General features: G+C 43.3%; 20 protein-coding genes. 13 read left to right on the plus strand and 7 right to left on the minus strand.

The window, feature by feature from the left end; translation table 11 throughout:
* Window positions 1-46: 46 nt before the first annotated feature.
* Window positions 47-784 (plus strand): dienelactone hydrolase family protein, encoded by a 738-nt coding sequence (locus L2747_RS06525; RefSeq protein ID WP_248998269.1) that lies wholly within the window; start codon window positions 47-49, stop codon window positions 782-784.
* Window positions 785-866: 82 nt separating this feature from the next.
* Here L2747_RS06525 and L2747_RS06530 read toward each other — a convergent pair whose 3' ends face one another.
* Window positions 867-1,391 (minus strand): DUF3332 domain-containing protein, encoded by a 525-nt coding sequence (locus L2747_RS06530; RefSeq protein WP_248998270.1) that lies wholly within the window; start codon window positions 1,389-1,391, stop codon window positions 867-869.
* 296 nt (window positions 1,392-1,687) lie between these two features.
* Here L2747_RS06530 and L2747_RS06535 point away from each other — a divergent pair, with 296 nt between their 5' ends.
* From L2747_RS06535 to L2747_RS06550, 4 genes are all read left to right on the plus strand, one after another.
* Window positions 1,688-2,431, plus strand: a complete 744-nt coding sequence (locus L2747_RS06535; RefSeq protein ID WP_248998271.1) for a spermidine synthase — start codon at window positions 1,688-1,690, stop codon at window positions 2,429-2,431.
* Between the two features lie 326 nt (window positions 2,432-2,757).
* Window positions 2,758-3,327 carry an alkyl hydroperoxide reductase subunit C gene (ahpC, locus tag L2747_RS06540; RefSeq protein ID WP_248998272.1) on the plus strand — a complete coding sequence of 190 codons (570 nt, stop codon included), beginning with the start codon at window positions 2,758-2,760 and terminating at the stop codon, window positions 3,325-3,327.
* 310 nt (window positions 3,328-3,637) lie between these two features.
* A complete protein-coding gene (gene ahpF / locus L2747_RS06545; RefSeq protein WP_248998273.1) occupies window positions 3,638-5,212 on the plus strand; it encodes an alkyl hydroperoxide reductase subunit F in 1,575 nt (524 codons plus the stop codon).
* 81 nt (window positions 5,213-5,293) lie between these two features.
* Window positions 5,294-6,403, plus strand: coding sequence for a GGDEF domain-containing protein (locus tag L2747_RS06550; RefSeq protein WP_248998274.1), 1,110 nt, complete (start codon window positions 5,294-5,296; stop codon window positions 6,401-6,403).
* 37 nt (window positions 6,404-6,440) lie between these two features.
* Here L2747_RS06550 and L2747_RS06555 read toward each other — a convergent pair whose 3' ends face one another.
* The 4 genes from L2747_RS06555 to L2747_RS06570 all read right to left on the minus strand — a co-directional run bounded on the left by L2747_RS06555 (window position 6,441) and on the right by L2747_RS06570 (window position 9,479).
* A complete protein-coding gene (locus tag L2747_RS06555; protein ID WP_248998275.1) occupies window positions 6,441-6,629 on the minus strand; it encodes a cytoplasmic protein in 189 nt (62 codons plus the stop codon).
* Between the two features lie 103 nt (window positions 6,630-6,732).
* Window positions 6,733-7,257 (minus strand): hypothetical protein, encoded by a 525-nt coding sequence (locus L2747_RS06560; protein ID WP_248998276.1) that lies wholly within the window; start codon window positions 7,255-7,257, stop codon window positions 6,733-6,735.
* A 105-nt stretch (window positions 7,258-7,362) separates the two neighbouring features.
* The gene (locus L2747_RS06565; RefSeq protein ID WP_248998277.1) at window positions 7,363-8,784 is read right to left on the minus strand and encodes a TlpA family protein disulfide reductase; all 1,422 of its coding nucleotides are present in this window, start codon (window positions 8,782-8,784) and stop codon (window positions 7,363-7,365) included.
* Window positions 8,785-9,062: 278 nt separating this feature from the next.
* On the minus strand, window positions 9,063-9,479 hold the full coding sequence (locus L2747_RS06570) for a hypothetical protein (RefSeq protein WP_248998278.1): 417 nt from the start codon (window positions 9,477-9,479) through the stop codon (window positions 9,063-9,065).
* Between the two features lie 784 nt (window positions 9,480-10,263).
* Between L2747_RS06570 and L2747_RS06575 the strand changes: the two genes are divergently transcribed.
* Complete coding sequence (locus L2747_RS06575; protein WP_248998279.1) at window positions 10,264-11,439, plus strand: glycerol-3-phosphate dehydrogenase/oxidase; 1,176 nt, start codon at window positions 10,264-10,266, stop codon at window positions 11,437-11,439.
* Window positions 11,440-11,587: 148 nt separating this feature from the next.
* Complete coding sequence (gene chrA / locus L2747_RS06580; protein ID WP_248998280.1) at window positions 11,588-12,769, plus strand: chromate efflux transporter; 1,182 nt, start codon at window positions 11,588-11,590, stop codon at window positions 12,767-12,769.
* Between the two features lie 98 nt (window positions 12,770-12,867).
* On the opposite strand, the gene fdhF is transcribed toward chrA, so the two are convergent.
* Window positions 12,868-17,145, minus strand: a complete 4,278-nt coding sequence (fdhF, locus tag L2747_RS06585; RefSeq protein ID WP_248998281.1) for a formate dehydrogenase subunit alpha — start codon at window positions 17,143-17,145, stop codon at window positions 12,868-12,870.
* A gap of 722 nt (window positions 17,146-17,867) precedes the next feature.
* Here fdhF and prfB point away from each other — a divergent pair.
* The 3 genes from prfB to L2747_RS06600 all read left to right on the plus strand — a co-directional run bounded on the left by prfB (window position 17,868) and on the right by L2747_RS06600 (window position 23,530).
* Window positions 17,868-18,966 (plus strand): peptide chain release factor 2 gene (prfB, locus tag L2747_RS06590; RefSeq protein WP_248998282.1). Its coding sequence is split into 2 segments (ribosomal slippage): window positions 17,868-17,942 and window positions 17,944-18,966, totalling 1,098 coding nucleotides; the frame shifts between segments, so codons are not numbered across the junction.
* Window positions 18,967-18,978: 12 nt separating this feature from the next.
* Window positions 18,979-20,484, plus strand: coding sequence for a lysine--tRNA ligase (gene lysS, locus L2747_RS06595; RefSeq protein WP_248998283.1), 1,506 nt, complete (start codon window positions 18,979-18,981; stop codon window positions 20,482-20,484).
* 598 nt (window positions 20,485-21,082) lie between these two features.
* A complete protein-coding gene (locus L2747_RS06600; protein ID WP_346347775.1) occupies window positions 21,083-23,530 on the plus strand; it encodes a putative bifunctional diguanylate cyclase/phosphodiesterase in 2,448 nt (815 codons plus the stop codon).
* A gap of 20 nt (window positions 23,531-23,550) precedes the next feature.
* On the opposite strand, the gene L2747_RS06605 is transcribed toward L2747_RS06600, so the two are convergent.
* Window positions 23,551-24,153 carry a pseudouridine synthase gene (locus L2747_RS06605; protein WP_248998284.1) on the minus strand — a complete coding sequence of 201 codons (603 nt, stop codon included), beginning with the start codon at window positions 24,151-24,153 and terminating at the stop codon, window positions 23,551-23,553.
* Between the two features lie 274 nt (window positions 24,154-24,427).
* On the opposite strand from L2747_RS06605, the gene nagB reads away from it, so the two are divergent.
* From nagB to L2747_RS06620, 3 genes are all read left to right on the plus strand, one after another.
* Entirely contained in the window at window positions 24,428-25,219 is a 792-nt protein-coding gene (gene nagB, locus L2747_RS06610; protein ID WP_248998285.1) for a glucosamine-6-phosphate deaminase, read from the plus strand.
* A 234-nt stretch (window positions 25,220-25,453) separates the two neighbouring features.
* Window positions 25,454-25,990: an SRPBCC family protein gene (locus tag L2747_RS06615; protein WP_248998286.1), complete on the plus strand. Its 537-nt coding sequence runs from the start codon at window positions 25,454-25,456 to the stop codon at window positions 25,988-25,990.
* Between the two features lie 95 nt (window positions 25,991-26,085).
* Entirely contained in the window at window positions 26,086-26,757 is a 672-nt protein-coding gene (locus L2747_RS06620) for a nitroreductase family protein (protein WP_248998287.1), read from the plus strand.
* The last annotated feature ends 62 nt before the right edge of the window (window positions 26,758-26,819 follow it).

Genomic DNA, 26,819 nt, shown 5'->3' on the forward strand with positions numbered 1-26,819 from the left:
TGGCGATGAATCGTATTTATTTACCTGACTTATCTAAGGAAAGCCGATGATCATTACTCAAGAAGTGCATGATATTTCGACCGCAACAGGAACCATGCGCACCTATCTATATCGTCCGGACTGTGACGGCCAATTTGCGACTATTATCTTTTACTCGGAGATTTTTCAGCAAACCGCACCTATTGCTCGCGCAGCATCAATACTTGCTGGGCATGGCTTTGTGGTGTTAGTTCCTGAGGTGTTTCACGAGTTAAACCCTATTGGTACTGTGCTGGAATATGATGATGTCGGTAAAGATAAAGGCAATGCTGATAAATTTGCCAAGCCGCTAGAGCACCATGATAGTGATACTGAAGCCTTAGTGGATTTTGCTCGCAGTTTAAGTTTTTGTACTAGTAGCGTAGGTAGTATGGGCGTATGCATTGGTGGCCATCTAGCTTATCGAGCAGCATTAAACCCTGATATTCAAGGTGCATTTTGCTTATACCCAACAGATATTCATTCTAATACTTTGCCTTGTTCTGAGGGCAATGACTCCTTGACTCGTACGGGCGAGATTGCCGCGGAGCTGGTACTGGTATTTGGTAAGCAAGACCCGCATGTATCGAGCGAAGGGCGTAAAGCTATCTACAATAAGCTTGAGGCAACAGAGCGCAAGTTTAACTGGCTTGAAGTGAATGCCCAGCATGCCTTTATGCGAGATGAGGGGGATAGATATGACGCCGCATTGGCGTTGCAAATGTATTTACAAGCAGTAGCGTTTTTTCAGCGAACATTAAAATAAATCGATAAACCCAAAAAAGGGGCGAGTCATTATTGACTCGCCCCTTTTTTATTTAGCTAACAGCTTACCAGCCAATGAGGTATTAACCTTGTTGGTAAGCGGCCAATTCAGCTGTGCTAACACGCGCAATAAAGCTGTTGTCTAGGTAGAAGTCAACGTGTTCGCCTTGTTTAACACCAGACATAACCTGTTGGCTACCGTCTTCATAAACTAAAGTCATTGCTAAAGTGTTATCGTCAGTCGCAACCATAGAAGCGCTAGTTAACTTAACGTTCTTTAGGGGGGCTGTTGTTAGGTCGCCATCAATATGCTGGTTAACTTTGAAGATAGCTTCAACTGGCATATCAACAACAGCAGGTGAACGACCTGTGATTGGGTTAGTACCAGTCCAGAATTCGATGCTGTTAAGGATGAATAGATCGCCAGTTGCTGCAAAGCCATAGATTGGGCTCATAAGCATAAATAGGCCTGCACGGCCATAACGGTTATCAACAGCGCTTAGGTTAGCTTTAGTTACCATAGCACTTAAGCCCATTTGGCCCATGCAGCCAGTTAGTTGAGTACTTAACACTGCCGTTAGTGCGATAGCCGAGATTGTCTTTTTCATTAGTCTATTTTTGTTCAGTTTAGAATGGCGCTGATTGTATGTATCGGCAAAAAATGAAATGTGATAAAGCTCACAACTCTGGGTTGGTTGTTTGTTGTGTTTGTGGTGTTTTCTGCGTGAGTTGTGTGGCAGTTGTGGGGTTTGTTTTTTGATCTGTGTAGCTGTGTGTTTTTTTGAGTTGATGCAAGGGGGTTGTTGTTTGCTGCTACAAATCATTAAGCTTAGCTGGTTTAATGTGCGCCATTTTACTCGCGGATTATTTAACGCATAATAGCGCCCCAAATGTCGGAGCACGCATGTCAGATTATCAAGTTTTACATCAAACCCAAGATGAATATGGTCCATTGATTGTCCTTGAGGATAAAGAAACTCGGATCCTCGCTTTTGGCGAAAACGATGAGCAAAGTAAGTTGCTTAAAGCTACGCCGCATATTCCACAGCATACATACGTACAAGCGATGCTGTTAGTGTTGCTGTATAGCCAACCTAAAAGTGCGATTGTATTGGGATTAGGTGGTGGTGGACTTATTCATGCCTTACGCCATTTTGACGCAGGTATTAAACTAACGGCGGTAGAGCTGCGCGCAGATGTGATTGAATTGGCTAAACGCTATTTTCAATTACCGCTGAGTAAAAAGCTTAAAGTTGTCCATCAAGATGCTAAGCAGTTTTTAGAGGCTGCAGATCATAAGAAAGTTGATGTGGTGTTTGCTGATATCTATAGTGCTGAAGGCGTCGATGCTGCGCAGGTCTCAGAGGTGTTTATTGCCCAATGCGCCGCCTTAGTTAAAGCGGATGGCTACTTAGTACTGAATTGCTGGAAAGAGCATAGCCAAAACCGCGAACTGCTCGCTTATTTAAATATGTACTTTGTTGAAGTGCGTGCCTGCTTAACCGGTAGTGGTAACTGGGTGGTGTTTGCAGGTAAGGCTAAGCGCGACATTAGCACAAGTGCACTTAAAGCCAAGGCGCAATCTTTATCACAACAGCTTGATTTTCAATTGGCGCGTTCATTAACTCGCTTTGATCTCTGGCAGTAATCAAGCTTGGCTCATTAATAAACCTTTTATTGGTGAGCCACTTTTCCACACTCTTATTGCTGCTATCTCTGGTTTACGCTAAATCAATACCGCTGCTTTCACCCCGCATCTATTGTTCTATGTCCCTGTTTGCTTGAGTTGTTAATCCTGTTCGGAAAATTAGATTAGGATGATAGCTTTTACTCGTTACCACTAATTGTTTTTCTCAGCTACTATCCTTACATCGAAAACGAACTGGCATTAAGAGACTCATCATCACTCATCCAGTTTGTTGATTTAAATACAAAATCATCATCAACTTTTTTAATTACTAAATGGAAGATTAAATGCATCAGTCAATTATCAACTCTACAATTAAGCCATTTTCAGCAACTGCTTTTCACAACGGTGACTTCCACCCAGTAACAGAGCAAGATTTATTAGGTAAGTGGTCAGTCGTATTCTTCTACCCAGCTGACTTTACGTTTGTATGTCCAACTGAGCTTGGCGACATGGCAGACCATTACGAGAAGCTACAGGCTATGGGCGTTGAAGTTTACTCAGTATCTACTGACACTCACTTCACTCACAAAGCATGGCATGCAAGCTCTGACACAATTGGTAAAATCCAGTACCCAATGATTGGTGACCCAACTGGTACTATCACACGCAACTTCGGTGTGATGATTGAAGAAGACGGTCTAGCACTACGCGGCACATTTGTTATCAACCCAGAGGGTGAAATCAAAGTTGCTGAAGTACACGACCTAGGTATTGGCCGCAGTGCAGCAGAGCTAGTTCGTAAAATTCAAGCTGCTCAATATGTTGCAACTCACGACGGCGAAGTTTGCCCAGCTGCATGGCAGCCAGGTGAAGCAACACTAGCACCGTCAATCGACCTAGTTGGTAAAATCTAAGATTCGATTGAGTTGCATGTAAGGTTAGTGGCTCGCTAGCTTGCCCAACAGGTTAGCGAGACTAAAATCTTCACCAGACTCTCCATGACTTGGACATACCAAGTCATCAGTTGTTCAGCTTAGTGTCCCCCCTGAAATCTAAGCTGGACAAGTTTTTACAAAGCTTGTGGTTAACAAGCAAAACGCTAGTCGCAATACACTTTTATTTTTAAGACCACTTTTTATTTTTTTAGTGAGTATTTACTTGCTTGTGGCTAATGCTGCCTGCTGCTCACCGATACCAGATTAGCTTTTATATTTAGGAGTCATCATGTTAGATGCAAACGTAAAGAATCAACTGAACACTTATTTGCAGAATCTCAAGCACCCAGTTGAGCTGGTTGTATCTGCTGATGACAGCCAAAAAGCCCAAGAGCTTAAGTCTTTGGCTGCTGATATTGATAGCTTGTCTTCACTTATTTCTGTTACTGAGAAAGTGGGTAAGCGCACACCTTCTATGGCGGTGACAAACCCCGTTTTAGGTTCGCAAATCACTTTTGCAGGCTTGCCAATGGGTCACGAATTTACATCACTAGTGTTAGCACTACTGCATAGCGGCGGCCACCCAATTAAACTTGATGCCGATGTGATTGAACAAATTCGCCAGCTTCCTGGTGAATATCGTTTTGAAACTTATGTGTCGTTAAGCTGTCAGACATGTCCGGAAGTTGTGCAAGCGCTGAATATGATGGCGGCAATTAATCCAAACATCACCAACGTAATGATTGATGGCTCACTATTTCAAGATGAAGTGAATGAACGCAACATTATGGCTGTGCCTTCTGTTTACTTAAATGGTGAGCAGTTCTCTATGGGGGCTATCAGCACGGTTGAGATCTTAAATAAGTTAGATGTAAATGCTGCCGGTAGAAAAGCAGAACAGCTTAATCAAAAAGAAGCCTTTGACGTATTAGTCGTTGGTGGCGGCCCTGCGGGTGCATCTGCAGCAATCTACGCTGCACGTAAAGGTTTGCGCACCGGTATTGTTGCCGACAAATTTGGTGGTCAAGTTGCTGAAACGGTAGGTATTGAAAACTTTATCTCAGTGAAAGCGACAGAAGGACCAAAGCTGGTGGCTAACCTTGAAGCTCACGTTCATGAATATGACGTGGACATTATGGATAACCAACGCGCACTAAGCCTAAAGTCGGGTGAGTTGTTTGAGCTAGAGCTTGAAAGCGGAGCGTTATTACGTAGTAAAACGGTATTACTAGCAACAGGTGCTCGCTGGCGTGAAATGAACGTGCCGGGTGAACAAGAATATCGCGGCAGCGGTGTGGCGTATTGCCCACATTGCGATGGACCACTATTTAAAGGTAAGCGCGTTGCGGTTATTGGTGGTGGTAACTCAGGTATTGAAGCGGCAATCGATTTAGCCAATATCGTTGAGCATGTGACTGTACTGGAGTTTGATAAGTCACTGCGCGCCGATGAGGTTTTGCAGCGTAAAGCGAAATCTATGGGCAATATTGAGATTATTACCCAAGCGATGACCACTGAGGTTACTGGCGATGGTCAGCGTGTTAACGGCCTAAATTATACCAATAGAGCAACAGGCGAGAGTCATCACGTAGAGCTAGCAGGTATCTTTGTCCAAATTGGTTTAGTACCTAACTCTGAATGGCTAAAAGACACCATTGATATGACGGCACGTGGTGAAATCATAGTAGATGCTAAAGGTGGGACCTCATTACCTGGAGTGTTTGCAGCAGGTGATGTAACTAATTCGGCTTACAAACAAATTATTATTGCGATGGGGAGCGGTGCTACCGCCTCGTTAGGAGCGTTCGATTACTTAATTCGTCACAATGTTGATGAGTCAAGTAGTGAGAATGTTGCAGCCTAAAGCAATAAATCGTTAGTATAAAGCCAGCAATATGCTGGCTTTTTTTTGGGCGAGTCAAAGACAATAATGGAAATGGTTAAAATGGCTCTGAATTCACACCGATATCAAGCTCAACTAAAAAGTGAAACTTTCACTATTTTAAAGCGTGGCATTTTATGGGCTACTTATGTAAGTGCTGCTCTGTTATTTGTAGTGCTACTTAATACTTATTTTTTTGATGAGTACTATCACGATGTTGAGATGTTTCTTATTCAACTTGTACCATTACTTTGTGTTATTGCTGTAGGGCTTGTTTGCGCAAAGATTAATGGGTTGTTTAGAGTTAATGCAAAACAGATATACAGCTATTTAGCCCTGCTTGTTTTGTCTTGGAGTTTTGTTCTGTATGGGCTGACTCAATTGTCATCGCAAAATATGCCTGGGGTTGAGTCTCTGTCAGATGTATTAGTTCTGGTGTTTGCGCTTGCTCTATTTCCAAACCGCAATGTGATGATTTTAGGTATTTTGCCGTTTTTGTTATTTAGTGCGCTTTATCATTCAATGCAATATTCACAGGTTTTGATTTATCCACTGACAAAGTTCATGTGTTTTCTGGGCATTATTATGTCAGGGCAGAAAATTATCTCCGGTTGGTTCTTTAAAGCGGTTGTCCGAAATATAGAAAAAAAGAAACTATTAAGGCAGTTCAAGCGTTTGGCGCTAATTGATGGGCTTACTAATATCAGTAATCGTCGTCATTTTGATGAGGTGCTACTACAAGAGATAAAGTCATCTGCACGTAATGAACAACCGTTAGCGGTTATCTTGCTCGATATCGATTACTTTAAATTATTGAATGATAGTTTAGGTCATCAAGTGGGTGATGGTTATTTAATTCAAGTTGCTGAAATCGTAAATAGTGCGTTAGAGAGGCCTCGAGATTTAGTCGCTCGATATGGCGGTGAGGAATTTGTCGTTATACTGCCTAACACTGATATAGACGGAGCAAGATCTGTCGCTGGAAAAATACAACGAATGTTAGCGGATGCCGAATTAGTGCACCCAAGCTCAGGCGTTTCTCGATATATTACAGCGTCTCAAGGCATTGCATTATGGCACAAGGGCATGCAATCAAGCGATTTGTTAGAGCGAGCTGATAGCATGTTGTATAAAGCAAAGTCTTCAGGTCGAAACCAATATTTCTCAGAGTAGGGTTCTACTCTGAGAATCGCTTTGAAGTTTAAACAAGTTAAGCCGTAGTATTAATATTGTGACCAGTGTTACCAACAGGCGCTTCAGGCACCGCAGCATTAATTAACTGCATTGCAATATCTCCTTCAATCTTCTGCTGGTCTTTGGCTATTTGCGCGACTTTCACACCAACAGCACCATGACTCATATTAGGTTGTAGGTTCGCACTTGAGATAGTAATCGCCATATTTAGCTCAATAAATTTGTATGTTAACCAGTTATCGGCTCATCTAGCCATGACTTGAATAAAGCCGTGTTACAGTATGTATCGATAACAGAGTCCTGTACTTTTACAGCGAGCTTAGGGTGTTCCTGAACAATATCCAGCTTGTTTCAGAACTTGCTATAGGTACAAAAAATAGCATTCCTAAAGCGCTTTGTTTTTGCTTTATTACTAAACCTTCAGCATTTGTGGTGAGGTAATATGTGTGCCATTCCTGCGCCAAGGCCCCTCCTTGGTTATAGCTTTGCTCCTCTTCAAAGACTAAGTAACCATCTTCGCAATAGATGCTTTCCTTTGGGATAGCAATCTCAATAGTGCTAATTTCGAGAGCATTTTTATAAGGGGTAATGGTGAGCTTTTTATCATCAGCGTGAATAGCCAGACTATCTGCTAAGCCGTGAATATTGAGGATGGTATTTAGGGAAGGGGAATAGCTATTATCTTTTAATTCGCCAATGCTTGAATAGGTACCTGAAATCATTGGACAGTCGAAATTAGAGGGGGAAACTTGAGTCCATTCAGTTGGATACTCTTGTTTTGAAACGCACCCGGTTAATAAAGCTGTAACTGCTACAAAAGAAAGTATCCGCATATCATCCCTAATTAAGTTGTTTACTCACTCAATATTTGTCTCACTTTTACTCCGTTTAGCTGCTCTCTAAGGCCTTAGCGTGGACTAAGGCCTTAGTTTGTTACCTTACGCTTTTTTAGCTTTATCGATTGCCTTTCGAACTAGCGTAATAATAACTGTCAGTATAATTGAGCTAAAGATTAGACCTATTGCTAAGGCGACATTTTGCAGTGCGGTTGGATCAAGCGCTAACATGCCACCTAGGCCCATCATCATAATACCCGACATCAGCTTAAGAGTTTGGCCTTCTTTTTCGGTGAGCTTACGTTTACCTAGGGAGACACTGAAAGCAATCACGATAGCGGCAAGCGGAATGACATAAACCACGTTATACATAACAAGGTACATGTAGCGCTCGAAAGTCTCTAAGTCATGCATAGACAACACACTGGTGTAGATCATCGGGAAGCCGGCGGTGCACAGTAGCTCATAAGCATTGGCTAAAATTGATAGTACTACAGTACCAGCAATCATAGCAGTCATGCTGCTGGCACTGGTTAACTTGCCCATGCGTTTAATCAAGCCCGTGCGGTTTTCAGCAGACATTGAAAGCGTGACTTCGCCTTTGGTAAAGAAGTAATCCTTGATGTTTACCGCTCCCGCAACGAGCGCCAGCATACCCGCACCGAGAATAATCCAGCCGCCATCGCTACCTGCGCCAAGTAATTGGAAGATGTTCAACCAAGCACTCATAAAGATGAAGTAGATAAAGCCTGAGAAAAACACGAAGATGCCACCAACAATCAGCATGCGAGTGCGACTCTTAGCGTTAACCATGATAGAAAGTAGAAATAATAAAACGAAGAAAGCACATGGGTTAAAGGCGTCAACACCGGCTAAAACGACGGTTAATAACGGCAGGGACATCTGTTCAGGGTGTACAACACCCACAAGCGGCAGTTCAACGGGTTGTACATCAGAGCTTGCTAACTCACTGCTGGTATCTAAGCCTAAATCACAAGTACCGTCGCCGCCTTCTTTACTATCACTTTCACTACAGGTTGCAAATAAACCGCCAGCAGCTGGTGCTGCAACCGTGTAATTGCCTTCTGCTTCAGGAGCAAGTGTGCCACCTAATGAAACGTAATAGGACTTTAAACGCTGCACTAAAAACTCACCGGTTACCGCTTGACTACTATAACCGACAACGGCTTTTTCACCGCTAGCAAAGTAAGGGACTGAGCGTGCTTCAGTAGCCGTCGCTTTAGCTATTTGCTGCCAAACCTCCATAGTGCCTGGATCGGTGATCATGTGGTCTTCAACTTCTAACCAAGAATACCTCTCCGGCAGGCTATCAATAAACGGGTGGGCTTCAGCACAATGTGGGCAGGTTTTAGACCAAAAGAAATAAAGTTTTACCTTTAGTTCGCCTTGGGCGTTGGTGTAATGCCATAGCTCGTTTTGTTTGATTGAAGCATCAGTAGCAAAGCTTGAAAAGGAAAGGCTTGCAAGACAAAGAGCAACGAAAAGTAGCGCAGATCTGACCATGTGAACTCCAAGGCAAATGAGGAAAGAAATAATTGCATTGGTTAGTATTCTACTGCGTAGCCGATTAGCTGATAAATTTATGTATCATTTTTGCTACATAAATCTCGGATTGTTAACTTTTGGGAACTGTAGCGAACTTCAGGTGAAATTATTAAACTTTTTCAAATATTTATAACGCATGATTAAGGGGGTGCTAATTTAAACGGTAGAGATGCCCCATTTAAGCCCAAGTACTTGTTGCAACGAGTGATTGGGCGGGTGTGCTCTTTTAAACTGGTTTAGTCTTTCTTTGTTGCGACTAAAACTTTACTTTGCTCAGTTTCTTCTGCGCACCAAACAACGGAGACGCTGCGGTTAACATTGGTACTCGCAGTTAATATACGTGTGATAACAGGGGCTGGATAAGCCGCTTTGTTTAGATAGCTTTTTATTCGTTCGATGCGTCGTTCAGCTAACCATTTATCGTACTTTTGCGCTTCAGCTGTGAGTTTATTGGAATTAACTTTAAATTCGAGTAACAGATAACCATTTTCTGTTGGTGCTGTCTGGCTGAAATCTTCAAGCTTAGATGCAGATTGTCCCGAAAAATAGGAGCTATTCTTAGCATAAGGAATATCAAAAATATGATTTTGATTATGGCATTGTGCAAACACACTTCCTGAGAAAAGTAAGCAAATCATAGCGATTGATTTCATCTTATACATCCTTGATAACATCACAATCTTCTTGGTCAGTTGCAGTCTTAAAAACAGTGGCTTTTAGGTTAATTGAGGGCAACTTAATCCATTGATAAATAAAATGCAATGTTCGTTATATTCATTACTTTATTGAAAGAAAATAACAAAGTTACAATTGATTTCTGTATCATGAAATAAACATGTGAACTAGCAAGCGCTTACGTCATCGCCGACAAAAAAATGACCATTTACAACCTTATTGAAATTATTTGAATATGCGTAAACTTGCGCTTTTATTATATAGGTTGCAGCCAGCGAATAAATGCAAGTATTCAAAGTTGATGACATAGGACGGAATGACTGAGTAAATCTGTTAGTAAACAGCTCGGTTAATGGTTACTGAGAGCTTTCATATGCGCTAAGAATCTATTTAGTCTCGATTTTTATTATTAACGCAAGTATGTTGTTTATCGATAAGTATTAATACCTAATAGCTGTTGTACATACTAAGCAGCACGAGTTGTAGTTATCTTTATAGTGCGGTTTTTCAAAGGGCGTGAGTCATAGCCATTGAGGCCTAACAAGATATAAACAGATCTGTTGTTGGCTTTAAAGCGTAAATATTATCAAAGCAAAGGCGTTTAGCAGAGACAATTAAGGCTGAATAAATACTTAGCTGAGTTTGTTATTGATAGCAGTACAGTGAAGGTGGTTTTACCGCCTGCAGTCGCTATTCTTAAAACGAATAGTCGCAAGCTAAAGCCTTAAGTATTCAAGAATAAGAGCCCATCTAGGAGCTGAAATGACAACAGTCGATCTAGTGGTTATTGGTGGTGGTATCAATGGAGCGGGTATTGCTCAGTGCGCTTCGGCTGCGGGTTATAGTGTTTTACTGCTTGAAAAAGGCACGGTAGCAGGACAGACGTCGGCCAATTCCAGCAAACTCATTCACGGCGGTTTACGGTATTTAGAATCTGGCCAGTTGCCCTTGGTGAGAAAATCGCTAGCTGAAAGAAAGGCATTGTTGCAACTAGCCCCCTCATTAGTGAACCCTATTCCGTTTTATATTCCTGTATACGAAAATAGCCGCCGAAGTTCATGGGCGATTCGTGCTGGGTTAAGTTTATACGCCATGCTGAGTGACTTTGATGCGCTAGGGCAATTCAAATCGGTGCCATCTGTGCATTGGTCAAAAATTAAAGGCTTAAAGTTAACAGGGCTAAAAGCACTTTATCAGTATTGGGATGCACAAACCGACGATAAGCTGTTAACTGAGGCTGTCATAAAAAATGCCCGCGCACTCGGCGCTCATGTTATTGAGCATGCAAAGTGTACTAAGATTGAACATTTGCAAAGTCACTGCAAGGTGCATTATCAAGTGGCTGATGAGTCACAAAAAGTCGAAGCTCTTGCGGTGGTCAATGCCGCAGGTCCTTGGGTTAATGAAGTCCTTGAGAGCGTTTCGCCGCCTATTGCCACCGAGCCCATTGAGTGGGTACAAGGTAGCCATCTACTGTTAGATATCCCAGCAAATGACGGCATACTTTATCTTGAGTCTTGTTTCGATAAGCGGGTAATTTTTGTGATGCCATGGAGCGGTCAAACATTAATAGGCACCACAGAGACAGTACTCGAAAGCTTGTCGGGTAAACCACAAATAACCTCGCAGGAAGTCGATTATTTACTCGGAATTTACCAACATTACTTTAGTGCCCTAGGAGATATTGAGGCATTGAGAGCTCGAGTTGTGGATAGCTTCTGCGGCGTACGAGTATTACCAAAACAGTCGGGGAATGCGTTTGACAGACCAAGAGATACCTTACAAAAAAGCCAGCCAAGCCACCCTAACTTATTAAGTTTGTACGGGGGGAAATTAACCACTTATAGAACTACAGCTACCGAAGTATTAGATTGGTTGGAGCAAAGCATAGGTGAGCGCCAAGCGTTAGCAGATTTCGATACGTTATTACTTGAATAATCGCGATTAGTGGCAACTGTTTGGGAGTATTAAATGTGAGAGTTTGTTACTGGCTAAGCCATTTCATTAAACTGTAACTTAAATGTCATACTGTGCTGCAATTACTGAACTAAGAAGTGCTGTTTCGGGCGCTTAAATATGGATAACTATGTTTCAAATTTTTCTACGATTTTTTTCTCTTGGTCTTGTTTCCTTTGGCGGTCCCGCTGCTCACATAGGATATTTTAGACAGACTTTTGTTGATGAACTTAAATGGCTTGATGATAAACACTACGGCAGTTTAGTTGCATTGAGTCAGTTTATGCCTGGCCCAGGTTCTAGCCAAGTGGGCTTTGCTATTGGTTATCATCGCGGTGGCTTATTAGGCGGTTTAGCAGCCTTTATTGGCTTTACGCTTCCCTCGTTTATTTTGTTATTTTTACTGGCCGTAACTAGCAGCCAGTGGCTTGATTATTCGTTTACACAAGGCATTATTCATGGTCTTAAATTGTTAGCCGTTGTTGTGGTAGCCGATGCAATTTGGATTATGTTCAAACAGTTTTGTCAGCTTAAACAAGCCAAAATACTGATGGTACTTAGCTGTGTGATTATCTTACTGCAACCATCCATGCTAATGCAGTTTGGTTTATTGGTTGCCGCTGCAATTGTCGGACGCCACTACCTGTCTCGTCAGGCAGACGATGAAATATCTAATGAACATGTGCAGCCTGTAAAGCTTAACTTTTTTTGGCTCAGCCTATTTGTCGGACTATTACTGGCTTCTTTAGTTGCAATAGCATTATCAAAGCAAGCCGGAATAACTAACCTTACTGAATTATTTAGCCAGTTCTACCAAGTGGGTAGCATGGTATTTGGTGGCGGTCATGTGGTGTTGCCGCTACTGCAGCAAAGTGTTGGCGATGCCGTAAGTAATGATCAGTTTTTAACTGGCTATGCGTTAGCGCAAGCTGTGCCCGGACCTATGTTTGCCTTAGCGGCGTTTCTTGGTGCAGAGATCTGGGTGCAACAGCCGCTTGTTGGTGCGCTAGTTGCGACATTGGCTATCTTCTTACCTGGCTTCTTATTGATGCTGGTAGCACTTAAAAGTTGGCATGCAATCAGTGCTAGACCAAAGGTCACAGGAGCTATTGCAGGGGTTAATGCTTGCGTGGTGGGCTTTTTGTTAGCCGCGCTTTATAACCCGATATTTACCAGTGCAGTGCTATCGCCGCTAGACATGGCGTTGGTGGTGCTAGGTTTTGGTTTATTTAAGATCTTTAAACCCAATGTATTTATGCTGGTGGTTGGGTTTGCTGTAACGGGCGCACTGATTGGTGCGTTTGCAGGCTAGTTCAGCTTAGTAATATAAATTAAAAAGGCGCTAAGAGTATGCTCTTAGCGCCTTTTTGTATTTTACTTGTGGTGCTTAAATTAGATTAGAGCGGCTTCTTATTGCTCTGCTACTTTTTCAGCTTTAACGGCACACACTTTAAACTCTGGAATTTTAGCCACAGGATCAAGCGCGTTATTAGTGAGCTTATTCGCTGCAGATTCTGCAAAGTGGAACGGCAAGAACAATACCCCAGCTTGAGCTCGTTTGGTGACAAAAGCTTTGATCTCAATCTCACCGCGGCGGGTGCTGAGCTTGAGCATATCACCGTTATTAATCCCAATTTTCTCAGCATCAAACACTGAGATCATCACTCTTGGCGAGCCAAGCTGGTTAAGCCCTTCTGTTTTACGGGTCATGGTACCAGTATGGAACTGCTCCAATAAGCGGCCAGTAGACAAGATTAATGGATACTCGTCACATGGCATCTCTGCAGGTAGGCGATAATGCACTGCGCGCATCTTACCTTTACCATGGGTAAACTGAGTCGCGTGCAAAATTGGTGTTCCAGGGTGGCCTTCAGCAGGGCACGGCCATTGCAAACCTTGGCGGCCATTTTCAGTTTCGCTATCAATCACCTTCCAAGTAATACCGCGATATTGCGGCGTGACATCGGTGATCTCATGCCAAATTTGCTTCTCGTTTTGATAGCTCCAATCTTCGCCCATCTGAGTAGCGATAAGCTGGATGATTTGCCAGTCGTTTTTGGCTATCCCTGGCGGCTTAACAGCGGGTAGTAATTGCTGCACACGGCGCTCGGTATTGGTAAAGTGACCGAGTTTTTCTGCAAAGGCTGCTGCAGGTAGCACTACGTCGGCCAGTTCAGCCGTTTCGGTTAAGAAAATATCTTGTACAACAACAAATTCAGCCGCCGCTAATCCTTGTAATACATGCTTTTGATCTGGGTCGCTTAGCACTGGGTTTTCACCCATAACATATAGCGCTTTTAGCTCGCCATGACTCAGAGCGTGCATCATCTCGGTTGCTGAGAAACCAATATCTGAACAAAGATCCTCTTTACCCCAAGCTTCGCGGAAGCGCATCTGTACTAACGGATCATCTAACTTTTGATAACCGCTAAAGTAGTTTGGTAGCGCGCCCATGTCACAAGCACCTTGGACGTTGCTTTGGCCTCGAAGTGGGTTAATACCTGCGCCTTTAACGCCAATGTTGCCACACAATAATTGCAAGTTAGATATCGCGGTAACGTTGTCATGACCTGAAGTATGTTGAGTGACGCCCATAGCGTAGTAAACCGCAGTTTTCTCCGCAGTACCGATTAAGCGCGCCATTTCAATGATGTCGCTGGCACTTACACCTGTAATGATTTCAGCGTTTTTCGGGCTGTAATCAGGGCTCATGACTTCGTCATACAGCTGGCTAAAGCCTTCAACACGCGCCTGAATGTAATCTAAATCGTGCCAGTCATTTTTAATGATTTGCTGCATAATGGCGTTGATTAGCATTACGTCAGAACCCGGGCGCTGCGCGACATAAAGCTGAGCTTTATCGGCAATAGATACGCGTTTAGGATCTGCAACAATTAATCTTGCACCGTGCTCTTTTACGGCTTGCTTGATGCGAGAGGCAATAATAGGGTGTGCGCTTTCGGTATCAGAGCCAAGAATAAAGATAAGGTCGCTATCTTTAATGCTTGGAATATCGTTAGTCATAGCGCCGCTACCTAAGCTTTCGCGCAGTGCGGTAACCGTTGATGCATGGCAAAGTCGCGCACAATGGTCGACGTTATTGTTGCCAAGCACGCTACGGAAAAACTTTTGGAATAGGTAGTTATCTTCGTTAGTGGCTTTAGCGGAAGATAGACCCGCTATAGACTTGTCGCCATAGACTTGTTTGATTTCGCGAAAGCGCTGAGCGACAACCGTAATTGCTTCTTGCCAGCTCGCAGGTACTAACTCGCCATTTTTACGGATTAGCGGTGTGGTTAGGCGTTTATCACTGCCAACAAAGTCAAAACCAAAGCGGCCTTTAACACACAACATGCCTTGGTTGACTGGTGATGATGTATCACCGCTGACATGGCGAATTTGGTTTTTCTGCTCATCGACATGTAGATTGATACGACAACCAATACCGCAATAGGTACAAATGCTGGATACGGTTTTAAGCGGTGCTTTTTGCGCAGCTGTAAGGCCTTGGGTTTTATCGCGGGCATCAACAAGTGCGCCTGTTGGACAAACTTGCACGCAGTTACCACATTGCACGCAGTCACTGTCATTCATGGTTACGCTAAAGCCAACACGCGGTGCTTTGCGTTCATCGGTTGCAGATAAGTTGGCACATGATGTTGGTAGCGCGTGGTAATGGTCTTTGGCGAATGAAATTGCATTATGGCCGCTGGCACCTTTACAGGTTTCAACACAAGCGCCACAGCTAATGCAGCGGTTGGCATCAAAGGTGATAAATGGCGCACTGCTATCAACACTAAAGTGCTGCGCAGCACTGATATCTAGCTCGCTGGCTTTAACTTTATATTCGGTAGCATAATCTCGCAGCTTACAGTCGGTATTGGCTTGGCAAGCGCACTCAAGGCAGCGCGCAGCTTCTTTAATGGCTTCATCAGCTTCAAAACCAAGTTCAACTTCACTGAAGTTTAATGCACGCTGTAGCTTATCAAGCTCTGGCATTAGGCTACGAGCTTGCACTTTTGACTCTGGATACAGCGAGTCAGCTTTAATCGCTTTTAAGCTACTTGTTTTTTTGGCTTTAGTAGAGTTGAAAGGCTGCTTAACTAGCTCACACGTTAGGCCTTGGCTTAGCAGTTTTTCAATAGCATCAGCGGCTTTACGGCCATCGGCAACGGCGGCAACCGCTGTGGCTGGGCCGGTACGTGAGTCACCGATAACAAACAGCTTATCAAGGCCTGCAGATTGACCTGCTGACATCGTATGTTCACAGCCTTCAAAGGTATTCCAGCGTGTAAGCGCAACCTCACCTGTGGCGAGTTGGCTTTGCGGATCTTCAAGAAAGTCCATATCTGGCATTTGTGATACTGCAGGGATCACTGTATCAAACGCTTCTGTGAAGGTTTCGCCAGTTGGCGTAGGGCTGCGACGACCAGATGCATCCGGTTCACCTAGCGTCATCACCTCAAAAGTCACTTTTGCTACGCGGCCGTTATCGTCACTATGGTTTTCAATTGGATTAGTTAAGAAGTGGAACTTAACCCCTTCTTGCTCAGCTTCATGAATTTCATAGTCTTCGGCTGGCATTTCATCGCGAGTACGACGGTATACCAATGTTACATCAGCGCCATCGCGCTTGGCGGTGCGGGCACAGTCAATAGCAGTATTACCACCACCAATAACAGCTACCTTTTTGCCTGTGCTGCACTGTTTTTCTGTGCAGTAATCTTTGAGATAATCCACACCTAAGTAGCAGCCGTCAAGCTCAATACCTGGGTAGTTCATCGGTACGGCTTTTTGTGCGCCAATGGCTAAACAGACTGCATTAAAGTCAGAGATTAATCCATTAAGGTGAATATCACGACCAAGGCGGGTGTCGGTTTGAATATTCAGGCCATTTTTACATAGCAGGTTAATCTCTTTATCGAGAATCGCTTTTGGTAAACGATACTCTGGAATACCGTAACGTAACCAGCCGCCAGCTTGGGGCATGGATTCGAAAATCGTCACGTCATGGCCATTATTAGACAGGTAATAACCCGCGGAAATACCCGCAGGGCCACTACCTATGATAGCGACTTTCTTGCCAGTTGCAGGTGCCTTTGGCGGCACGTATGGCTTTTCGCCTTCTAAATCTAAATCGGCGGCGTGACGCTTTAATTGGCGAATAGCGACCGGTTCATCGACTAAGCCGCGGCGACACTCTGTTTCACAAAAAGCGGGGCAGACACGGCCAATAGACAGTGGCAAAGGCAAGGTCTGCTTGATGACTTTTACCGCTTCAGTGTGGTCGCCTTGAGCTATATGGTACAGATAAGACTGTACGTCAACACCCGCAGGACATGCGGTTTGGCAAGGCGCTTCGCAATCGGCAAAGTGATCAGACAAAATGATATGTAAGGCGGCTTTGCGCTGTTTGCTCAGAGCTGCTGATTGGGTAATAACCTCAACATTATGTACTGGAATGTCACCAATGCGTGTTTCACATGCACGTACATTGGTAATGCTGCTGTCGCTCGCAATGAGTTCAACATGGCAAAGATTACAGTGTTGCTTGCTGTCGTGGACTAACGAGCTAGCAGGGCTTTTGCATAGGTTGGGGATGGCGATATCAGCATTCAGAGCCACATCTAACAGCGTATCTCGTTGATTAGCTAAAAGGGTTTTGCCATCAATTATTATTTGTTTCATCGCATGGGCCTTTAATTATAGGGTCGCAGCTTGATTGGTGCTCAATTAACGGCGCGTAGCGCCTTGGCATACCATCAGCATTCGCAAAAGTGGACTCGGCGAAATCGTTATTGCTTTGAGTATACCTGCGGCCTTTTTCTTCACTGATAACACGGTTTAAATTTGCACTAAAATTGCAAACTTGCTCACAGGTAAGGAGGGAAGTGTGCGCATGGGTGACTGTATCTGGTCAGATGTGAGATCGGCTTATCAATTTCCACCATTTTAGACTGTTGGCTAGCTTGTAGAGCGGGATCGCAGCTCCGTGGTTCTAGGATTAAAGCGTGGCAAAGTCCTTTTTTGTGCGGCTTAAATGTTTTCTAAGCCTCAGTTACACTGCGGAAAAGGGGTTGGGTTGGAATGGTGTTAGATTAAGTGTGTTAAAGGTCACAAATAGGCTGATTTAGCAGTTGAACTGTCGCACTAAATTGCTAGATGAGCCTAGCGCGTAGTGGAGTAAGCCAGGGTCACTGGATGATTAACGGGGGTTTTTAGAGGGGAAACTAATATTGTTGAATAAATTTGCTATTTTGTAGCCTTTTGCGGCTAGGCTTCACTCCTCTCATGGGGTAAAATAGCGGGTTTTCTATTTGTAGTTATTTACTCGTTAAGAGTGAAGCAAAAGAAGTTTAGCCACTATCGCTTAGCAATGACCGCTTAGCCATTAAAAAGTTGATTAAATCATGTTTGAAGTAAATCCAGTTAAATTCAAAATCAAGGAGCTCGCTGACCGTACCGACCTTCTTCGGGGGTATCTTTGACTACGATGCTAAAAGTGAGCGTCTAGAAGAAGTTAGCCGAGAGCTTGAAAGCTCAGAAGTGTGGAACGATCCAGAAAACGCCCAAGCCTTAGGCAAAGAGCGTGCAGCACTTGAAGCGGTAGTGAAAACTATCGACGATATGGACAGTGGACTAGAAGATATCGAGGGATTACTCGAGCTTGCCGTTGAAGAAGATGATGAAGAAACCTTCAATGACGCCACTGCTGAATTACAAGGCTTAGAGAAACGCTTAGAGGAACTTGAGTTCCGTCGCATGTTCTCTAAACCACATGATGCGTCAGATTGTTATTTAGATATTCAATCGGGTTCTGGCGGTACAGAGGCTCAAGACTGGGCGAACATGGTACTGCGTATGTTTTTACGTTGGGGCGAAGCCCACGACTACAAACCAGAATTGATTGAAGTGACAGCAGGTGATGTAGCCGGTATTAAAGGCGCCACCATTAAGTTTACTGGTGAATATGCTTTTGGTTCACTGCGTACCGAAACCGGTGTACACCGTTTAGTGCGTAAGTCACCATTTGACTCGTCAGGCAAGCGTCACACCTCTTTCTGTTCGGTATTCGTTTACCCAGAAATTGATGATTCGATTGAGATTGATATCAATCCGTCGGACTTAAGAATTGATACCTACCGCGCATCGGGTGCGGGTGGTCAGCACGTAAACAAAACTGAGTCGGCTATTCGTATTACGCATTTACCGACCAACACTGTGGTGCAATGTCAGAACGACCGTTCGCAGCATAAGAACCGTGATGCGGCAATGAAACAGTTAAAAGCAAAGCTGTATGAGCTAGAAATGCTGAAACAGAATGCTGATAAGCAAGCCGCCGAAGACGCCAAGTCAGATATTGGCTGGGGCAGCCAGATCCGTTCTTACGTGCTTGATGATGCACGTATTAAAGATCTACGCACCGGCGTTGAAAACCGAAATACCCAGAGCGTTTTAGATGGCGATCTGGACAAGTTTATTGAAGCTAGCCTGAAATCTGGCCTTTAACGAGAGAAGAAGATGACTGAACAAACCCAAGACGAGAACAAGTTAATTGCAGAGCGTCGTGCAAAATTAGAGCACATCCGTACGAACTGCCCAGCAAACGGTCACCCGAACAACTTCGATCGAAAACACAAAGCGGCAGACATTCAAGCTGAATTTGGTAACAACACCAAAGAAGAGCTTGAAGGCATGGGCATTGAGCGTTCAATCGCTGGTCGTGTAATGGCTAAGCGTGGTCCATTCTTGGTTATCCAAGATGTGAGCGGTCGTATCCAAGCATACGCTGGTAAAGACGTTCAAAAAGATCTTAAAGAAAAATTCCAAGGCCTAGATATCGGTGACATCATCGGTGTGACTGGTCAGCTACACCTGTCAGGTAAAGGCGACCTTTATGTGAACATGGAGCAGTACCAGTTGCTAACTAAAGCGCTGCGTCCACTACCTGAAAAGTTCCATGGCCTAACTGACCAAGAGACTCGTTACCGTCAGCGTTACGTTGACTTGATCGTTAACGAAGACTCACGTGCAGCATTCGTTATGCGCTCTAAAGTGGTTACCGCGATCCGTAACTTCATGGTTAAGAAAGAGTTCATGGAAGTTGAAACGCCAATGATGCACAGCATCCCTGGTGGTGCTTCAGCACGCCCATTCGTAACGCACCACAATGCACTAGATATCGAAATGTATCTACGTATTGCACCTGAGCTATACCTTAAGCGTCTAGTGGTTGGTGGTTTTGAGCGTGTATTCGAAATCAACCGTAACTTCCGTAACGAAGGTCTGTCTCCACGTCATAACCCTGAATTTACTATGATGGAATTCTATATGGCGTACGCTGACTTCAACGATCTAATGGATCTTACTGAAGAGATGCTAAGCTCTATCGCTACTGAGCTTTGTGGTTCTCCACAGCTTCCATACGGTGAGCACACAGTTGACTTTGGTGGCCCATATGCACGTTTGAGCATGTTGGATGCGATCAAGAAGTACAACCCAGACAACGCTACAATTCAGTCTATGACTTACGAAGAAGTTAAAGACGTTGAATTTATGCGTGACTTGGCTAAGAGCATCGGCATGACTGTTGAGAAGTTCTGGACTTGTGGACAACTACTTGAAGAGATCTTTGGTGAAACAGCTGAGCCACAGTTGATGCAACCAACGTTCATCACGGGTTACCCAGCGGATATCTCTCCACTAGCACGTCGTAACGACGATAACCACTTTATCACTGACCGTTTCGAGTTCTTCATCGGCGGCCGTGAAGTGGCTAACGGTTTCTCTGAGCTTAACGATGCTGAAGATCAAGACAGCCGCTTTAAAGCACAGGTTGATGCTAAAGACGCTGGTGATGACGAAGCAATGTTCTACGATGCAGACTACATCACTGCACTAGAGCACGGTTTACCACCAACTGCGGGTCAAGGTATCGGTATCGACCGTCTAGTGATGCTATTCACTAACACGCATACTATCCGTGACGTGATCCTGTTCCCTGCAATGCGCCCACAAGCGAACTAATTTGTAGGGCTGATACAGCTAAACAGTATCGCCAATAAAATAAAAACCAGCCACTCGGCTGGTTTTTTTGTTTTCAGTTATCAATTAACCATCACGCAGGTGCGGGCTATTTCAGGCTGCATATTGTTACCTTTAGCTAATCATGTATTTTCTGAGCTTGTTATATTTTTGGACTCAAGATAGGTAGCGAGTTTTATTTTGCTAAATACACTCTGTAAAGATTGATTATTATCAATTAAAACAGCGTTATAACCTTGTAATATAGGTTTTATGTAAAGATTGAACAATCTTGATAGCTAGGCCTTCTCTACAGAATAAACATGATTTTCATCGTGACCTTCAAATACAACACTCCATAAGTGGTGAGTCAGCTAAAGCACTGACCTAAAGGCTTTTAGTGTTAAATAAGCCATTTTGAGTTATCTTGCTAGATTAGTATTTATATTGGCAAATTAGGCTTTATTTTCTTAGCTAAAGATACTAGTGTGTAACAGGTTTTTTATGCGCTTTAAGCGCTATTTTTAAGTGGATTAGAGTTGTATTGATGGCGCAAGCAAAGCGCTTTAGCTAATCCTTGAATGATTAATAGGACATTAAGTTGATTAATATCGAAATAACGCAAGCACAAAAGGGTGAGTGGCAGCTATCTATTGATATGCTGGCACGAATAGCCCAGTGCGGGGCCGCGTTATTTAAAGTTGATCAGACTGAAAAGTTTCAGGCGATGAGTTATGCCGCCGTTAGTCCTGCGCAGTTAGATCAGCTGATGAAAAGCTGTGAGCAAGATACTCCTGTTGATACCAGCATTACTCTACTTGCAATTTATTGGCCTGCAGGTGCACTTTTTGGCTATCTAGGGACGATAGCGACGAGTAATGATAACCAATCTATTCAGAATACTGATGCTGAAAAATTATTCAAAGTCTATATCAAGAGTATTGAACAAGATTTAATTGAGATCTATCGCCAATATAAATTGTTGCAGAATCAACAAAGAAGCCTGACAGAGCAAGTTAGCCATTTGAACTTGCAAATGTTTGTTGATTGCATGAAAGAACATGTGTGGGTAAAGAATAGTTACGGGCGTTACATCCTTGTCAATCAAAGTGTTGAGCAAGCATGGCATAGGTCTAGAGATTTGATTTTGGACCGTACCGATCATGAATTATTTGAGCCGCGCCTTGCGGAACACTTTATCGCTAGTGATCAAAAGGCGATTCGTAAAGGTATCGAAGTTTCGGCCGGCCAATGTGAAGGTTTAGATATCGGTAACGTCGATTCTTGGTTAGAAACCACTAAAGTGCCGATTTTTGCAGACAGTGGTGAGTTAGCTGGAGTGATTGGGATCTCACGTAATATATCTTCCCATAAAGCGGCTCAGGATCAGCTAGAGTTGGCTTCGCGGGTATTTGAGAACTCGGTTGAAGGTGTGGTGATCACCGATGTTGATGGCAATATTGTCGATGCACATGGCGCCTTTGAAAGTATCAGCGGTTACAGTAAACAAGAGCTACTTGGTCATAATCCTAGAATATTTAACTCCGGCCGACATGATAAAGCATTTTTCCAAAGTTTATGGGGAGACTTACTAAGCCGAGGTAAGTGGCATGGTGAGATTTGGAATCGGCGTAAAAATGGTGCGATCTTTCCGCTAATGCTCAATATCAGTGCAGTGTATGATGATGAACATCAAATTCGTTTCTTTGTCGCCGTATTTACCGATATCTCAGCGCAAAAGAAGAGTGAAGCAGAATTAGCTGAAGTTGCCTTTTACGATCCCTTGACTAAACTGCCTAACCGAATGGGTTTAACCGCGCGTTTAGAGCAAGGGATAAAGCAAGCGAGCCATAATAAAAGTCGCTTAGGGTTAGTGTATATTGATGTCGATCTGTTTAAGCAAATTAACGAAAGCTACGGCCACCCCGTAGGTGATGAAGTTTTACTGGAACTAAGCCGCCGTTTTAGTTTAGATCTTGATACGTTAGCGACTTCTGCACGCTTAGGCAGTGACGAGTTTGCGGTGATATTGCCTAATATTGATAGCAATGATGCGTTACTGCTGAATATCAATAAATTACGTAAGGTGTTTGATCAGCCGTTTTTGCTTGGCGAATATGGTCAAGCCCGATTGACCGCGAGTATGGGGGTCGCCATCTATCCAGACGATGGCCAAGATTCAAGTGATCTTATGGTTAACGCTGAGGTTGCTATGCATAGGGCTAAGTATGAGGGTCGTAATAATTACGCCTTTTATACTGAGTCACTGACACAAGAATCAGTTGCCAAATTAAAGCTGCAAAGTGCATTGCACGATGCTTTATCCATTGGTGCATTTCATCTTGTTTACCAACCGAAGATCAGCTTTAAAACAGGAAAAGCTGTGGCGTTTGAAGCACTCCTGCGTTGGGATGATCCGGTGTTAGGTAGTATTTCTCCTGCAGTGTTTATCCCATTAGCTGAGAAAATTGGCCTGATTCAAGATATTGGTCGTTGGGTACTGAAAACAGCATGTGAGCAGGGACAGCGTTGGCATCAACAAGGTATTAATTTTGGCCGTGTGGCAGTCAACGTTGCGAGTCAGCAATTACAGCGAAGTAGCTTTGTTTGCGAAGTGGCAGAAATCCTTGAGCAAACGGGTTTACCAGCAACTAGCTTAGAGCTGGAAGTTACTGAGAGCGGTATGATGTCAGATCAACTGCTTGTGAGCCAATATTTAGCAAAGCTAGGCCAAATGGGAGTTGAATTGTCTATTGATGACTTTGGTACTGGCTATTCTTCGTTAAGTTATCTTAAAAAGTTACCTATCCATAAACTGAAAATCGACCAATCATTTGTTGCCGGTTTACCGTTAGATACACATAACACCGCCATTGCCAAAGCGATTATTGCCATGGGGCATGCGCTTAATTTACAGGTGGTAGCGGAAGGTGTAGAAACCCAGGAGCAGGTTAATTTCTTAAAAGAAAATGGTTGTGACCAGGTGCAGGGCTATTTTTATAGCCGACCACAACGGGTAGAAAATTTAACTGAATTTTTAAACAATTAGCAGCGCGTAAAGCGCTGGCTTTAGTCAGCGCTTATATCAAACTGATTAATCGTAACCACATCACCAGGTTGCATTGATCCAAGCTCAATATGAGCGATCCTGACCCTAACCAGTCTTAATGTCGGTAAACCAACCGCTGCTGTCATCTTTCTTATTTGACGGTTTTTTCCTTCACAAATCGTTATTGATAACCAACTTGTAGGCCCATGGCGAGGATCGCGTATTTTTTTGCCCCTTGATGGAAGGTTAGGCTCAGCAACTAATAGCTCTACCTTGCAAGGTAAGGTCTGATATTTCTCACCATTTACGCCTATTTCAACACTCTGCTGTAACTGAGTAAGTTGCTCAGAGGTAACCTCACCATCAACTTGTACGTAGTACTCTTTCTCAATGTTTTTACTACGAATAACAAAGCTCTGCATACCGTCGGTAGTTAACAGCAGGAGTCCTTCGGAGTCATGGTCAAGCCTGCCAATAGCCATGGTCTTTTCTGGAAAATGAGCAAGTTGACCAAGCACTGGCTTGCTTTTACGAGTTTCAGGTACAAATTGACTCAAATATCCATAGGGTTTATAGATGAGAAAGTGACTATGTCGTTTCTCTGTAAGATCTGATTCTGACATGGCAGCGGCTCTAAAATAATGGAGGCGCATTATAACCTTAATATCTAATTTTTAAGTGCATACATAGCCAATAAGCATAGATTGGTACGATTAATAGCTAATGACAGCGTTGTCATTTGAGGTTATAGTTATGTTAACTAATTCATGGTGTCGGTCGACTTAACGAAAAATAGGTTAACTTGGTCGCACAGTACAAATGGTGAAAAGAGCATTACAGTGCTTTTAGAACGTGTTTGTAATCTAGCTGATGACTAACTGATATTGGATCAAATCTATGCAAATCGTAATATTAAAAGACAGTGCCTCGGTTGCTGAATATGGCGCCAACATTTTTATTAAGCAGCTGCAAAAAAAGGCTGATTCAGTACTGGGTTTAGCGACAGGTTCAACACCTGTTTCACTTTATCAAGGACTTATAGCGGCAAACAAGGCTAAACAAATCTCTTTCTCAGGTGTTAAGACTTTTAACTTAGACGAATATCTAGGGCTAGAAGGCACACATCCGCAAAGCTACCGCTACTTTATGAACGAGCAGCTGTTTGATCATATTGATATTGATAAGTCACAAACATTTGTGCCACCAGGCGATGCGGCAAACCCAATTGAAGCATGCCAAGGTTACGAAGAGCAAATTAAGGCTGCAGGTGGGATCGATATTCAATTATTAGGTATTGGTCGTAATGGTCACATTGGTTTTAACGAGCCATCATCAGGCTTGATGTCACGCACAAGAGTTAAAACACTGACTAAAGCCACCATTGATGACAATGCACGCTTCTTTGAAGCTGGTGAATATCAACCACACCTTTCAATCACTATGGGCATTGGTACGATTTTAGATGCTAAGAAAGTGGTATTACTAGCAACAGGTGAAAACAAAGCGGATGCGATTAAAGCAACGGTTGAAGGAGCATTAACTGCCGCATGTCCTGCATCGGCACTGCAACTCCACCAAGATGCGGTATTAGTAATTGATGAAGCCGCAGCATCAAAACTCACTGACTGTGATTTTTATAAGCACATCGAAGCAGAGAATCAAAAGCTGATGGCAAGGCTTGGGCTGTAAAGATATAGTTTTCTTCTATAAGATTAAAAGACAAGCAATGCTTGTCTTTTTGCTTTCTACTGACTTCCACTATTCTAAAATGTTCAAGTTGACTCAAACGCTCCCCTTCTTAAGTTATGCTGAAATTGTATCCTTACTTAATTTGTCATTTTGTTAATAATATGTTTATTCTTAAGTCACCTTTTAGCTAGGTTTGATTGAGGCCAGCTGAGCTGCAAATTAAGAGTAATCATCATGCTAAAGAAATTTCTATTACTAATCTTAGTTATTATCGCCTTACCATTTATTGTTGCGCTATTTGTCGATAAAACCTATTCGGTTACTACGCAAGTCACTATAAATAAACCCGTTACAAAGGTATTCGATTACGTCAAATACCTCAAGAATCAAGATAACTATAGCGTGTGGGCACGGATGGATCCTGATATGCAAAAGAGCTATCGAGGTACTGATGGCATGGTCGGGTTTGTTGCTGGCTGGGTTAGCGACAAAGAAGATGTGGGTGAAGGTGAGCAAGAAATTATGCGTATCGATGAGGGGAAACGTATCGATTACGCATTAAGGTTTTTTAAACCTTTCGAGTCAAATGATATGGCTTATATGCAAACTACCGCATTATCGTCTGATCAAACTCAAGTGACCTGGGGTTTTGATGGGCACTTAGATTATCCGATGAATTTGATGTTTTTGTTTATGGATTTTGAAGGCATGATAGGTAATGATTTAACCCAAGGTTTGGCGCAGCTAAAGACAGTAGTAGAAGCTCAATAGCACAAAGTTGAAGATAATGGGCTTTGTCGCTCAGTGTTATTACAAGGCTAACTTAACGATTGATAACAATAATTAAAATAAGTTGAAGGTAAAACATGACTGATACGCATCATCCTCTTAATGACTTTATTGAATACCCGCAAGCAGAGATGCTTGAGCGCGCTGAGCAAAACTATCAACAGGTGCAGCGTCGTCATTCAATCCGCAAATTTTCAGACCGAGCCGTTCCCAAAGAAATTATCGAGAAGTGTATTCTCGCCGCAGGCACTGCGCCCAATGGGGCGAACCATCAGCCTTGGCATTTTGTTGCCATTAATAGCTCTGAAATAAAAGCGCAAATTCGCCATGAGGCTGAAGCGCTAGAGCAAGCTTTTTATGCTGGCCGAGCGGGTGAAGAGTGGCTTGATGCGCTTAAACCATTAGGCACTAATGCCGATAAACCTTATCTCGAACATGCGCCTTGGTTGATTGCCATTTTTAGTAAGAAACGCTCTGAAGAAGAGGGTGAACAAAAGACTAATTATTATGTGCATGAGTCGGTAGGGATAGCCACAGGTTTTTTAATTCAGGCACTGCATAATGCAGGACTAGGCACCTTAACCCACACGCCAAAACCAATGTCTTTTTTAAGTAAGGTTTGCGGTCGCGATAATGCTAATGAGCGCCCCTATATGTTGATTATTGCAGGTTACCCAGGTGACGATGCCACCGTGCCAGAACATGCACTGCAGAAAAAGTCGCTTGCTGAGATCTGTGACTTTATCTAAATACACTTTAGAGAAAATGCGATAGTTGATAGTTGATAGATGATAAAACGGACGCCAATTGG

Origin of the sequence: Shewanella marinintestina (genome assembly GCF_023283845.1) — a bacterium.
In the GTDB taxonomy this organism is placed as follows: domain Bacteria; phylum Pseudomonadota; class Gammaproteobacteria; order Enterobacterales; family Shewanellaceae; genus Shewanella; species Shewanella marinintestina.

Coding starts and splice junctions, on each gene's coding strand:
- ahpC (WP_248998272.1), top strand. CDS start 2,758: ATGCATCAGTCAATTATCAACTCTACAATTAAGCCATTTTCAGCAACT.
- L2747_RS06620 (WP_248998287.1), top strand. CDS start 26,086: ATGACTGATACGCATCATCCTCTTAATGACTTTATTGAATACCCGCAA.
- L2747_RS06615 (WP_248998286.1), top strand. CDS start 25,454: ATGCTAAAGAAATTTCTATTACTAATCTTAGTTATTATCGCCTTACCA.
- chrA (WP_248998280.1), top strand. CDS start 11,588: ATGTTTCAAATTTTTCTACGATTTTTTTCTCTTGGTCTTGTTTCCTTT.
- nagB (WP_248998285.1), top strand. CDS start 24,428: ATGCAAATCGTAATATTAAAAGACAGTGCCTCGGTTGCTGAATATGGC.
- L2747_RS06575 (WP_248998279.1), top strand. CDS start 10,264: ATGACAACAGTCGATCTAGTGGTTATTGGTGGTGGTATCAATGGAGCG.
- L2747_RS06605 (WP_248998284.1), bottom strand. CDS start 24,153: ATGTCAGAATCAGATCTTACAGAGAAACGACATAGTCACTTTCTCATC.
- L2747_RS06560 (WP_248998276.1), bottom strand. CDS start 7,257: ATGCGGATACTTTCTTTTGTAGCAGTTACAGCTTTATTAACCGGGTGC.
- L2747_RS06530 (WP_248998270.1), bottom strand. CDS start 1,391: ATGAAAAAGACAATCTCGGCTATCGCACTAACGGCAGTGTTAAGTACT.
- L2747_RS06570 (WP_248998278.1), bottom strand. CDS start 9,479: ATGAAATCAATCGCTATGATTTGCTTACTTTTCTCAGGAAGTGTGTTT.
- L2747_RS06565 (WP_248998277.1), bottom strand. CDS start 8,784: ATGGTCAGATCTGCGCTACTTTTCGTTGCTCTTTGTCTTGCAAGCCTT.
- L2747_RS06525 (WP_248998269.1), top strand. CDS start 47: ATGATCATTACTCAAGAAGTGCATGATATTTCGACCGCAACAGGAACC.
- fdhF (WP_248998281.1), bottom strand. CDS start 17,145: ATGAAACAAATAATAATTGATGGCAAAACCCTTTTAGCTAATCAACGA.
- L2747_RS06555 (WP_248998275.1), bottom strand. CDS start 6,629: ATGGCGATTACTATCTCAAGTGCGAACCTACAACCTAATATGAGTCAT.
- L2747_RS06550 (WP_248998274.1), top strand. CDS start 5,294: ATGGCTCTGAATTCACACCGATATCAAGCTCAACTAAAAAGTGAAACT.
- L2747_RS06535 (WP_248998271.1), top strand. CDS start 1,688: ATGTCAGATTATCAAGTTTTACATCAAACCCAAGATGAATATGGTCCA.
- lysS (WP_248998283.1), top strand. CDS start 18,979: ATGACTGAACAAACCCAAGACGAGAACAAGTTAATTGCAGAGCGTCGT.
- ahpF (WP_248998273.1), top strand. CDS start 3,638: ATGTTAGATGCAAACGTAAAGAATCAACTGAACACTTATTTGCAGAAT.